11 protein-coding genes are annotated in these 12,436 nt (G+C 49.5%); 5 read left to right on the top strand and 6 right to left on the bottom strand.

Translation table 11 applies throughout. The features are described 5' to 3' along the window. Window positions 1-5 precede the first annotated feature (5 nt). From K4H28_RS16210 to K4H28_RS16200, 3 genes are read right to left on the bottom strand one after another with little or no spacing between them, the layout of a single operon-like run. Window positions 6-725 (bottom strand): GNAT family N-acetyltransferase, encoded by a 720-nt coding sequence (locus K4H28_RS16210; protein ID WP_221006166.1) that lies wholly within the window; start codon window positions 723-725, stop codon window positions 6-8. 4 nt (window positions 726-729) lie between these two features. Beyond that, window positions 730-1,332, bottom strand: coding sequence for an FMN-binding negative transcriptional regulator (locus tag K4H28_RS16205; protein WP_221006165.1), 603 nt, complete (start codon window positions 1,330-1,332; stop codon window positions 730-732). A 1-nt stretch (window position 1,333) separates the two neighbouring features. Beyond that, complete coding sequence (locus K4H28_RS16200; protein ID WP_221006164.1) at window positions 1,334-1,771, bottom strand: rhodanese-like domain-containing protein; 438 nt, start codon at window positions 1,769-1,771, stop codon at window positions 1,334-1,336. A 99-nt stretch (window positions 1,772-1,870) separates the two neighbouring features. Here K4H28_RS16200 and pdxR point away from each other — a divergent pair, with 99 nt between their 5' ends. Further along, the gene (gene pdxR, locus K4H28_RS16195) at window positions 1,871-3,298 is read left to right on the top strand and encodes a MocR-like pyridoxine biosynthesis transcription factor PdxR (protein ID WP_221006163.1); all 1,428 of its coding nucleotides are present in this window, start codon (window positions 1,871-1,873) and stop codon (window positions 3,296-3,298) included. Window positions 3,299-3,332: 34 nt separating this feature from the next. Here the strand turns inward: pdxR and K4H28_RS16190 are convergent, their stop codons facing one another. The 3 genes from K4H28_RS16190 to polA form a co-directional block, all read right to left on the bottom strand. Continuing rightward, window positions 3,333-5,165, bottom strand: a complete 1,833-nt coding sequence (locus tag K4H28_RS16190) for a type IV pilus assembly protein FimV (protein WP_221006162.1) — start codon at window positions 5,163-5,165, stop codon at window positions 3,333-3,335. Between the two features lie 1,037 nt (window positions 5,166-6,202). Then, window positions 6,203-7,336 carry a PIN domain-containing protein gene (locus K4H28_RS16185; protein WP_221006161.1) on the bottom strand — a complete coding sequence of 378 codons (1,134 nt, stop codon included), beginning with the start codon at window positions 7,334-7,336 and terminating at the stop codon, window positions 6,203-6,205. Between the two features lie 54 nt (window positions 7,337-7,390). Then, window positions 7,391-10,192 carry a DNA polymerase I gene (gene polA, locus K4H28_RS16180; protein WP_221006160.1) on the bottom strand — a complete coding sequence of 934 codons (2,802 nt, stop codon included), beginning with the start codon at window positions 10,190-10,192 and terminating at the stop codon, window positions 7,391-7,393. Between the two features lie 96 nt (window positions 10,193-10,288). On the opposite strand from polA, the gene K4H28_RS16175 reads away from it, so the two are divergent. From K4H28_RS16175 to K4H28_RS16160, 4 genes are all read left to right on the top strand, one after another. Further along, complete coding sequence (locus tag K4H28_RS16175) at window positions 10,289-10,603, top strand: DUF2782 domain-containing protein (RefSeq protein WP_221006159.1); 315 nt, start codon at window positions 10,289-10,291, stop codon at window positions 10,601-10,603. A 125-nt stretch (window positions 10,604-10,728) separates the two neighbouring features. Then, window positions 10,729-11,670 (top strand): homoserine kinase, encoded by a 942-nt coding sequence (locus K4H28_RS16170; RefSeq protein ID WP_221006158.1) that lies wholly within the window; start codon window positions 10,729-10,731, stop codon window positions 11,668-11,670. Further along, entirely contained in the window at window positions 11,670-12,251 is a 582-nt protein-coding gene (locus tag K4H28_RS16165; RefSeq protein WP_221006157.1) for a sigma-70 family RNA polymerase sigma factor, read from the top strand. Before K4H28_RS16170 ends, K4H28_RS16165 begins: the two co-directional genes overlap by 1 nt. Further along, a complete protein-coding gene (locus tag K4H28_RS16160) occupies window positions 12,248-12,436 on the top strand; it encodes a zf-HC2 domain-containing protein (RefSeq protein WP_255573563.1) in 189 nt (62 codons plus the stop codon). Before K4H28_RS16165 ends, K4H28_RS16160 begins: the two co-directional genes overlap by 4 nt.

Here is a 12,436-nt window from a genome sequence, read left to right as displayed (position 1 = left end):
AGAAATCAGTCGCGTATCTCGCTATGGATTTGCTGAGTCAGGCTTGATAAAGCCACGCGCTGTTGGCCATCGTCGTCGAAATTATCCGCAACCAGCCAGCGTGCATACACCGCCGACAGTGCCGGCCATTCACCATCGAGCACCGAAAACCACGCCGTATCGCGATTGTGGCCTTTGCTTACCCGTGCTTGGCGGAAAATTCCTTCAAAGGAAAAACCCAAACGCAACGCAGCGCGGCGCGATGGCGCATTCAGTGCATTGCACTTCCATTCATAGCGGCGGTAGCCCAGCGCAAACGCGTTTTGCATCATCAACACCATTGCCGCCGTCGCCAAACGCGTGCCTTGCAGCGCTGGTGAAAAATGCAGATAACCCACTTCAATGACGCCAACTTCAGGCTCGATCCGCAAATACGCCGCCAAACCCAACGCCCGCCCGCTCGCCGCGTCGACAATCGCATAAAACTGCGGATCGCGAGCCGCTGCGCGTTGGGCGAGATACACCAAAAAGTCGGCCTCATTGGCAAACGGGCCTTCGGCAAAATACGTCCATAGCACACCACTGTCTTCGCTAAACGCTTGCCACAACGCCGCACCATGACGAGCCGGATTAAGTGGCTCAACACGGCAATCCCAGCCACTTAATGTCACATGCGGTGGAAACGGCGCTGGCTGCCAGTTCGGCACAAGATCGCCCACCGGCTGATCAAATTCGTTTAAAACCATGTGATTACCTTTGCATAAAAGCGACTAAATCCGAGCTTTTCGTATTAGCAGCAACGCCTGCTTGATTTTCAGCGGTTTGATTTTGGCTCAACTTAAATTTGCCATCGAGTGCGGTAATCGCAATTTCTATCCCCACAATCGCCGCCAGCATTTTCTGAATATATTCTGCTGGCGCATCGGCAATTTGCCACGGCTCGACTCGCTCTGCTTCATGCTGCGCGGTCATTTGATTGAGCAAAGTGAGCAGCCAATCGGCATCTTCAATCGCCTTCAGTGTTCCCTTCACTTGCACCACCGCATAATTCCAAGTCGGCACCACGCGAGGGTCTTTGGCTTTGCTGGGGAAATACGACGGTGAAATATACTCATCGCTCGCCCGAAATAAGGCCAGAATCGCCGAATCAGATTCCTGCCAGAGCGGATTTTTCCGCGCCACATGGCCGCGCAACACGCCCAATTCAGAGCCATCGTCATACCAATACATTGGGATTAAATTTGCATTTAATCCCTCCGACGTCATCTGCACCAAGGTTGCCAATGGATTATTGGCCATTAAATGCAATAAACTCGCTGAATCTTTTTCTACAAAATGAGGAGGTGTATACATATCAGCACCCACATTCAATTGAGCTAGCGAGCAATACACCCGGCTCATCACCCGTCGAAATCGCGTACCCATCACGCTGCCACCAATCAATCCCGCCGATCAACTCTTTAACGACAAAGCCCAGTTTCGCCAATTTGTACGCACCCCACGTCGAGCCGTTACAGCCGATGCCATCGCAATACGTCACATAGACTTTGCTGCGATCCCAGTCGGCGGTTGATTCTGCGGTCATCAATCGATGCGGAAATGAAATCGCTCCCGGAATATGCGCGGCTTGGTAATGCGCCACGGAGCGCGTATCAATGACGACAATTTGCGGCTCTGCCGCGATTAAATCCGCCGCCAAATCGGCTGAATCAGTACGAAACTGCAATTGCGCAGCAAAAAAGATTTCTGACTCCACTGCGGTGGCCAAGCCACTCGATAACACAGCACTCATGGGATTCTCCTCATCACATCGCACGACTATTCATAGATCACAATGTAGCGGCATAATGGTCTCTTGTCGCAAACCAATATTGATTGAGATACCAGACCAATGCCCGCTTTGCCGATTTTGTTTGCTGCCGAATCTCAGCCCGATTTACCGCTGCATGAGCAACTCACCCGCACTTTACGACGCGCAATCTTGGCGGGGCATTTGCCATTGGATAGTCGATTGCCAGCCACGCGGGTGTTGGCGCAGGATTTGCAAATATCGCGTAGTACTGTTGAATTGGCATTTTCACGCCTTGAGGCAGAAGGCTATCTGCGCCGCCAAGTCGGCGTTGGCAGTTTTGTCGCGATTGCCGCGCAGCCTAAGAAACCCCGCCCGCGCAAAACGGCGGCAGGTTTATCGCAACGTGGGCAATTGATTGTTGAAGCAGGCGCTTGCCGCGATGCGGCTCTGCCATTCGCGGCATTTACCGCAGGCCAACCCGACCCCGCCGCGTTCCCCCGCGAATTGTGGGGAAAAATGACGCAGCAGCGCTGGAAAAAAGATGGCGAACGCTTGATGCGTTATGGCGATTCACAAGGTCTGCCTGAATTACGTGAAGCGATTGCGGGCTATTTGGCGCAATCGCGTGGCGTGGTCTGTGATGCGGCGCAGATTTTAGTGCTAACCAGCTCGCAACAAGCGTTGCAACTCATCGCGCAATTACTCATCGACCCAAATGATACCGTCTGGTTAGAAGAGCCCGGATATTTGGGTGCGCGCAACGCAATGCTCTCCGCAGGCGCAAAAGTGATTCCGGTTCCAGTCGATGACGAGGGAATGAATACCGACATTTCACGCGACCTATCTGCCCCCAAGCTAATTTATACAACGCCTTCACACCAATACCCGCTTGGCGTAACGATGAGTTTGCCGCGCCGAATGGCTTTGCTCGAACAAGCGAACCAACACAATACATGGATTATTGAAGACGATTACGACAGTGAATTTAGCTACGATCAGCGCCCACTCCCCGCCTTGCAAGGTTTAGATCAGCATGGTCGAGTGATTTATGTCGGTACGTTCAGCAAAGTGCTGTTTCCATCACTCCGGATTGCTTATGTCGTGTTACCACCGGATTTAATGAAACCCTTTGTGAATGCGCGCGCGGCATTTGACGGACACACACCGCAGCTCGCGCAAGCGGTGACCGCAGATTTTATGCACCAAGGCCATTTCGCCGCCCACATTCGCCAAATGCGCTTGCTCTATCGCAGCCGTAGAGATTTACTCCTTGCGTGCCTACAACCCTTGAGCCAACTCATTCAGCCGGTGAATGTGAATGGCGGTTTGCAATTTGCGGTTGAGATCGCACAACACAAAGAAGCGACATGGACTGCTGCGGGGCTGGCCAAAGGCTTGGCACTTAGGCCGCTCTCGCAGTTCTATTTTGATGATGTGAAAAAGACGGGCTGGTTACTTGGGTATGCTTCGCTGAGCAATACTCAAATTAGTGCAGCGGTCAATACGCTCAAAGAGTGTATTCGGTGAATCACGTGCGGATTCCCCGAATACAGCAGACTAGTTAAAGATGGCGGTGTTTATCGACTTCCGGCAACATCGGCGGCGGATCTTCTGGATCGATATCTTTGACTAAAAATGCCATCAATTCGTGCGCCGCTTCAGGCTCAGTCGTTTGATCCGATTGTGATTCGAGTATCGTCACGGTTCCCGTCTCAAAGTCGGGCAATACCGGTGCATCAGAAAAATCAGGCGCAATTTCAAGCACCACCGGCACCGCTGGTGCCGCAGCCGCCATTCCAGAATCAAAGCTATCAAATGGTGTCGTTGTTTTCGCTTTGGCTTCTTCGACATTACGAATAAACAGGGGATTTTCTGGATCGAGTTTATTACCAATACTCCGAATCAATTCCCAGTCGCCCTCGTCTTTGTGCAAAGCTTTAAAGCGATAAGCCAAAGCGCTGTATTCCGTTTTCATAATCTGCTGACGAAAAACGCGGAACAGCATCAGCCAGCGCTCGGTGTCTTCGGGTACTTCGTCAATAGCGGCGTAGAGCAAGTCAATCGCTTTGAGCGTTTCGCCTTGTGCTAAGAAGTACTGAGCTTGATCCAAATTATCATTAAGCTCTTCTTTCACCTCAAAGCCTGGTTGCGATTTGTGCGAGCCCCCTCCGCCAAACAAAGACATCACCGTATTGGGCGATTGCGCCATCGTGTGACCAACTTTGGCTTGAATGATGCTCAAAATACTGCGATTTAAATCCACAGCATTGATATCTTCATTCGCCCAGCGTTCGGCCTGCTCCTGCATTTTACGTCGCCACCAGACCAAGCCCCCCACGCCGCCGACCCCGAGCGCCAACCAAGCCCAGTGCCAATTGGTTTTTGATTCGGGTTTGGACTCAATAGCAACCGGTGCTGCCTGCGCCGTTCCCACTAATTTATTCGGCGGCGCTACCGTGGTCGTTGCGGCCATTTGTACCGCGCTTGCTGGCTGCGCGGCACTGTCCACAGCAGCACTGGCGCTCTTAGCGTTGGCTAGTTGAATCTGCGCCATTTGGAGATCCAACTCGGCTAACTCAAGCTGCAATCGTTTCTTTAACTCGGTTAGAGTAACAATTTTTTCTTCCAATTCTTTGGCATAAACCTCTGGATTTTGCTTTGCATTATGCGGAGCGTTCAAGGGCTTATTGCTGACATCAGCATCCTCTAGCCGGAGTTGACCCGTTTCTTTAGGCAGCGCATCAGGCACAATTTTGGCCGGTGGCAATTTTGGCCGTGGTGGAACAAATAATGGGCTTCCTGCAGAAATAACCGTTTCAGTCGTCGCAACTTCAGGGTTCGCTTTCTTTAAACGATTGAGATATTTCTGGTACTGCGGCGTATCTGCAGGGTAATAACGGGCAGCCACATCAGCCAACGTCGTGTCTTTTTTTGCCGTGGGTTGTTTAATTTCAGGGCGAATTTTTAATATTTCGACGGGGCGAGCATTACTCGCTGTTGCCAATTCACTCACAGGAGCTGGATCGAGAAAAATCGTGAACTCACGACTTAATTGCTGCACGCCGCACTGAATGCTTAGATTAAGCGCCACCACGGGTTCACCAATATTTTGATTTGATCTAATGATGATCGTGCCGGTATTGCCATCACCAATCGGCCTAATTTGCAGCTCGCTGCGACCGATATAGGGCACATCACCGCCCGCAGGGGAAATCGTAATACAGTCAGCCAAGCTGGTTTCATTGGGTGACAATTGATAGCTCACCGAGCCTTTAAACGGCTGTCCCAAAAAAGACTGGGTTTGCAAATCCCCTAAGCTAAGAGCGCTGGCCGGAGCGGCAAGGCTTAACAATAAGATTGCAAGTGACTGCTTGATTGGCGCATTGGGAAGCATTTTCAAACCTTTTTTGCCTGTGTAAGCAAATTGACATGTTTGTTATGTTTCCTTTGTAGACCGATTTCAGCACAATCCAAGCATAAAAATAGGCCGCGACTCAGCGCGGCTTATTTTGCGGTGCACAAAAGCAAAAAAACAACATTTTTTCATCAACTTAATGTGTTTTTTCCCAATAATTGTCCTCCCCATTTCGGCGACAAAAGGTAGAAAAAGTAGGTCAGTTTTTGAAAATTTGGGGGGATTTGTACGAGGGCGTGCGGATTAAATGAGCGGTGATGTTTCTCAGCGCACAGACAGAGGGTGCGTAGCCAAAAATCCGGTATTAAACGATGCCAAGCCTGCTAGCGCAGGCGGTGAACCGGCGGTTTCGCCCGCCGGACGAGTTAGGGGTGGGTCTTGCCCCTCCCCTAACAACCCCCGCGCGCCCGATCGCCACGAAACCCCGTCCGTCCAGCTATTGGCAAGGCGACGCTCAAACTCGCTGCGCGCTAACGTCGCGCAGCTCAAACAGTCGCGTCTTAAAACCTTGCCAACCGCCTCCCGAACGGCGCGGCTCCACGGGCTTTTCGTCCTAATTGGCGAATAGGTATTGCCACAAAGAAAAACAAATTCAAAGTCTGTAGAGCAATACACTTATTAGTTTCTACAATCGTTGGTCTGCGGGGACTCCCCTGCATTAGCGCCGAGCGAGGAACAAGCGGCAAGGGGTAAGCGGCGGGCTCTGTTTTGTTAAAGCCCGCCGCCTTGCCGATTGTCCGCAGCGAGGCGTGACGGAGCTTGGCGACTTGTCGCCTTAGCGCAGGCCGTGGCCTTAGGCCAACATCGGCGTAGCCGACGCAGATGCCGGGGTCGCCCTCTCTTGCTTACTTCTCTTGGCGAAGCAAGAGAAGTAAGTGCCGCGGCGCATAGCCGCTAATCCATGGAGGATGAATTATTGCAGGCACAGAAAAACCGCCATAGTTGGCGGTTTCATCACTTCACAGATGGTGTAATGCGCTTCGCTTATTACACCCTACGCGCTGCATGGCTACGAATTATGTTTTAAATTTATCAACAATTGAGATTTGACTTTGAGTAAGTTCACCTAGTGTAGCGTAGCGTAGCCATAGATAACTTACAGAAAAATCTGTAAAAGAATCATTCGAATGATTGAAAATAATATTGGCATTAAAATATGGTCTTGTGAATATATTCAAACAGGCAATCCCATCTCGCAATTCAATGTCTTTGTATGCTCCATCTATAACTTCCTTATTCTCAGCGTAATCATCGCTAGAAATTTCAACCTCGATGATGACTCTCCGCAAATCAAAAATATAGGAAATTAATGTTTCTGTATCTGAAATTTTTGAATGCCATTCAATATTTCTATCCTCAACGCCCTCAATATCTACAACGGTGACTTTCTTAACACTACTGACTTTGTTTTTAAATATTGAATTTTCAAGATATTCACTCAGATCTAAGTTATCAAAGCCTTCAATAAAATTAATGGCGCTATGATGAGCGTATTCTTCGAGACGATCTGCTATCTGAAGGTGATCTATTGTATGCTCGTCTTTCTTTATGTGCGTTGTCATAAAGTCATACAACGACTTATAGGGAGTAATTTTTGCTGCAGGGCATATCATAGCAATATCTTCAAGCAAACTTTGATGAAACCCCGTTAATTTATTATTCTTATTATAAAAATCAGATGAATTATTTGAGATAAACGCAATCTCTCTACCCTCTGAATTTCTTAATAAAGACAACCAAATCAGGGTATCTCTATAGCCCTTTTCATTTGCAGAAAATGGTTTTCTTCCTTCTAAAGCACGAGCGACTACCTCATGCTGACTAATCTCATTATAATCAATAACTTCAAAATCTTCGGTTTTCTTTCCTACCTCTTTCAGAAGGTCATACTGAGACTTTTTAATCGCTTCTAAATTCGTCTCGAGAGTTTCTGCCGTAAATCCCCCTAGGTCTGATTGTAATTTCTCAATAGACTTAATTAGAGCATCTAACTCCCTACCTCTAATATTTTCTGTCTCTTCAATTACCAACTTTGAGAGCAATAGCGTGTGCTTTTTACTATTGTTTACAAAACTAAACAGATACTTGAATGGTACTTTATTTAAGAGCAAATCACTATAAAATATATTTGTATCTAAAAATATATACATATTTTCTCTATTCCCTAGAAAACTTAATTACCAATTTAGCCTCTTACTGAATTATCAATGCGCCTCTTCCCAATTCATCCCCACACCCACTTCCGCCAATAGCGGTACATTCAATTTCGCCACCCCTGCCATAATCTCCGGCAATTTGGTTTTCACTAATTCCAATTCGCTTTCCGGCACTTCCAAAATCAATTCATCGTGTACTTGCAGCAGTAATTTACTTTGCAACTGTTCCGCAACCAACCAATCAGCGACGGCGACCATCGCCAATTTAATCAAATCGGCGGCGGTACCTTGCATTGGGCCGTTGATGGCGGCGCGTTCAGCACCTGCGCGGCGGGCGGCGTTGCTCGATTTGATTTCGGGTAGCCACAAGCGACGGCCAAACACCGTTTCGACAAAACCTTGTTCGCGCACCACTTGCCGCGTTTGCTCCATATACTCAGCAACGCTAGAAAAGCGATTGAAATAGCGCTCGATAAAGGTTTTCGCCGCTTCGCGCGTGATTTCGAGTTGCGCGGCTAAGCCAAACACGCCCATGCCGTAAATCAGGCCAAAGTTAATCGACTTGGCGTAGCGGCGTTGCTCGCTGGTCACTTCTTCCAGCGGTACACCAAACACCTCGGCGGCGGTGGCTTTATGAATGTCGTGGCCGAGTTCAAAGGCTTTGAGCATCGCGGCATCATTGGATAAATGCGCCATGATGCGCAATTCAATCTGGGAGTAATCGGCTGAAACCAGCTTGCAGCCTGGCGCAGCGATAAATGCCTCGCGAATTTTACGCCCTTCAGCGGTGCGAACGGGGATGTTTTGCAGATTAGGATCAGATGAACTCAAGCGTCCTGTGACGGCGACGGTTTGGTTAAAGCTGGTGTGTACGCGGCCGGTTTTTGGATTGACCATCAGCGGCAATTTGTCGGTGTAAGTCGACTTGAGTTTAGAAAGGCTGCGGTGTTCGAGCAGCACTTTGGGCAGCGGATAATCTTTGGCCAATTCGCTCAAAACTTCTTCGTCAGTCGATGGCGCGCCTTTCGGGGTTTTTTTGACCACCGGCAGTTTGAGTTTTTCAAAGAAAATCTCGCCCAATTGCTTGGGAGAAGCCAAATTAAACGGTTGGCCAGCCAGCTCATACGCTTGGTTTTCCAATTCAATCAAGCGCAGGCCAATATCGTGGCTTTGCCGTTGCAGCAGCGCAGCGTCGAGCAAAATGCCGTTGCGCTCCATCGTGTACAGCACGGCGCGCGATGGCATTTCGATGTCGCGGTAGACTTCGAGCAATTTGTCAGTGAGGCGCGGTTTGAGGGTATGCGCCAAACGCAAAGTAATATCAGCGTCTTCAGCCGCATACTGCGTGGCAATCTCTACATCGACTTCAGCAAAGCCAATTTGCTTAGCGCCTTTGCCGCAGATTTCTTCGTATTTGATCGTCGTTTCGCCCAATTCGCGCGCGGCTTGGTCGTCCATATTGTGGCGTTCGTGGCTGGCGAGCACATACGACATCAGCAGCGTATCGTCGCTAATTCCGGCCAACGTGATGCCATAATTGGCCAAAATGTGTTGATCGTACTTTAAGTTTTGGCCGACTTTATGGTGCGTTGCCGATTCTAGCCACGGTTTGAGTAACGCCAAAGTGGCGTCCAACGGCAACTGCTCAGGATGGTCAGGGCCGGTGTGCGCGAGCGGTAAATAGGCCGCTTCGCCCGCTTTAACTGAAAACGACATCCCAACCAAATGCGCTTGCATCGCGTCCAGACTCGTCGTTTCGGTATCGAATGCGGTCAGTTCGGCGGCGTTAATTTTAGCGAGCCATTCGCTGAGTTTGGCAGCGGTGTTGATGGTTTCGTAGTGACGCTCTACTTTAACCTTAGGTATATCAACCAAGACATTTTCAACCAATGACTGCGAAGCAATACCCGCATCAATAGTGGATTCAGCAAATAAATCGCCACTGCTACCAATACTGCCCACAGCGGCTGGTGCAGCTGGCGCTGACGCAAGGCGGCTTTCCATTTCTCGCGTCCACGTCTTAAATCCAAAGCGTTTAAACAGCGCCAATAAAGTCGCGCTATCCTCAGTCGTCGTTTGCAGATCCGCAATGCCATTCGGAAGCTCAACACTGAGATCCACATCGCATTTAATCGTCACCAATTGCTTGGCCATCGGCAACCAAGCCAAACTATCGCGTAAATTCTGGCCGACCACGCCTTTGATCTCATCAGCGTGTGCAATGACGTTGTCGAGGGTTTGGTATTCAGCCAACCATTTGGCGGCGGTTTTCGGGCCACATTTAGGCACGCCCGGCACGTTGTCGACGGTATCGCCAACCAGCGTCAAATAATCAACGATTTGCTCGGGCCAGACATTAAATTTGGCAAACACTTCATCGCGGCGCAGGACTTCTTCGGTCATGCTGTTTTCAATGCGCGCAAATTCATCGACCAACTGCGCCATGTCTTTGTCGCCGGTCGACATAATGGTCGTGATGCCTTGGCGACTCGCCTCGCGCGCGAGCGTTCCGATCACATCATCGGCCTCCACGCCACTGACCATCAAGATAGGAATCCCAAAGGCGGCTACCGCTTGATGAATTGGCTCGATTTGCACCCGTAATTCATCCGGCATCGGTGGACGTTGCGCTTTATATTGCTCATATAAATCATCGCGAAAAGTCTTTCCTTTGGCATCGAACACGCACGCGATATAATCAGCAGGTGTTTGCTGCCGCAGTTTTTTCAGCATATTCACAAAGCCGAATACTGCATTGCTCGGAGTACCATCGGGCGCAGAAAGGTCGCGAATCGCATGAAAAGCGCGATATAAATAAGATGATCCATCAATTAAAAGCAGCGTCGCCATGCGAGATTTCTCTATACTGTTGTAAGAATGAAGTGTTGCAGCGTGCATTATACGCCCTAGTACTCTACTTATTTTCCGTACCCTCAAGGATAAACAATGCGTAGCCTCATCATTAGCCTCAGCCTACTTCTGACCATGCCGGCTTTTGCGGCAGAAGTAGCAGACGCGCCGCCCCCCATGCCAGCCGAGGCGAGCGAAGATCAACCTAAAGTCGATATTCGCGTGGTGCAAAAAGGCGATGTGACGATGACCGAATATCGTATGAATGGCCACCTCTATCAAATCCGAGTCGTCCCTGCAGTAGGCCCTGAATATTATTTGGTTGATCCCAATGGCCAAGGCAATTTCGTCCGCCAAAGCGGCCCAACAGAAAATATCGCCGTACCACGCTGGGTCTTGTTCCGCTGGTAAGCACGGCTGCAAAGCATCAATACGAATTGAGTGATCCGTGATTCTCAATTCTGGCTTTGCCCAAGGCGCACGGATGATTCATACTGCGCGCCTACGTGAAATGCACTGAAATCTCGAGAGTACCCATGTCTGTTTTTACTACGGTCGCGACTTCCGACCTCGTTCCTTTCCTACAACGCTATTCATTAGGTCAACTCGTCGAGCTAAAGGGCATTTCAGCGGGTGTGACAAATACCAATTACTTTGTCACGACCACGCACGGCAAATATGTTTTAACTTTGTTTGAAACGCTGCGTGCCGACGAGTTACCGTATTACGTGAACTTGATGGTGCATCTTGCGCAACATGGGATTGCAGTCGCCGCGCCAATTGCCAATTTGCAGCATCAATACATCGATGAACTGAACGGAAAACCAACGCTACTCGTACCCTGCTTGCCGGGCGCAGTCATCGACAACCCAAATGCAGAACAATGCGGCCAAGTTGGCGAAATGCTGGCGCAAATGCATTTGGCGGCGACGAGCTACAGCGGCAAAATGGACAATCCGCGCGGCCCGCAATGGTGGTCGGCGACGGCGCAGGAAATGTATCCATTTATGAACGAGGCTGACGCAGCGCTGTTGCACGCCGAAGTGGCACTCCAATCCCAACACAAATTCGATCAGCTACCGCAAGGCGTGATTCACGCCGATTTATTCCGCGACAATGCACTGATGAATGGCGATCAGGTTGGCGGCTTTATTGATTTTTACTACGCTTGCAACGACATCTTGCTGTACGACTTAGCCATTACGCTCAACGATTGGTGCGTACTTGAGAATGGCGATATTGATGATGCGCGCGCACGCGCCATGCTGGCTGGCTATCAATCGGTGCGTCCATTGACTGAAGCGGAAATTACCGATTGGCCCATCATGCTGCGCGCTGCCGCCTTGCGTTTCTGGGTGTCGCGTTTGCTTGATTTTTACAAGCCCGCAGCAGGTGAAATGACCTTTGCCAAAGACCCAAGCCATTTCCAACGCGTGATTAGTCATCACGCCGCACGGCAAAACTTCTGGATTAATTAATGTCATTTTTAGCAGCCGACTTGCAATCTCATCACTTTGCTTTACTGCGTTACGCACTATTTCAATTGAATGACGCGCAGTTGGCCGAAGATGTGGTGCAAGAAACGATGTTGGCGGCGCTTGAAAAACCAGAGTCGTTTTCTGGGCAATCGAGCTTAAAAACATGGCTAATGGGCATATTGAAATACAAAGTGCTTGATGTGCATCGCCGCCGTTACCGCGATCCACAGCTCATTTCGCCGCTAATCGACGAAGAAAACGACCGTAGTGACTTTGATGTGTTGTTCGATAGCTCCGGCCACTGGGGTTCTGAAGCACCGCGTAACTGGGGCAAACCAGAAGCCAATCTCGAAGATCGGCATTTCTGGCAAACGTATGAATTGTGTGCCACTAAAATGCCACGTCGCACCGCAATGGTTTTTGCGATGCGCGAAGTAATGGAGCTCGAAATCAGCGATATTTGTAATCAATTAGAGATCACCACGACTAATTGCTCAGTCCTTTTGTATCGAGCACGCATGAGTTTGCGTCTTTGCTTGGAACAAAATTGGTTTGAATCCAGCGCAGTGAGTCATTCATGATGCTTAAATGTCGCGAAGTTTCTTTTTTACTCTCCGAAGCGCAAGACCGCCCACTCAGTATGAGTGAAGCACTCCAACTGCGATTGCACTTATTTATGTGCAAAAAGTGCAGCAATTTTTCGCATCAACTCAAGGTGATTCGACTCGCTTGCCAAAAGAAAGCGAACGACGAAGATCTTCATTAA

This window comes from Deefgea tanakiae, assembly GCF_019665765.1.
GTDB classification, from domain to species: Bacteria; Pseudomonadota; Gammaproteobacteria; order Burkholderiales; family Chitinibacteraceae; genus Deefgea; species Deefgea tanakiae.
The sequence above is the reverse complement of the archived record's forward strand: the minus strand, read 5'-3'. Positions and strand labels throughout refer to the sequence as shown.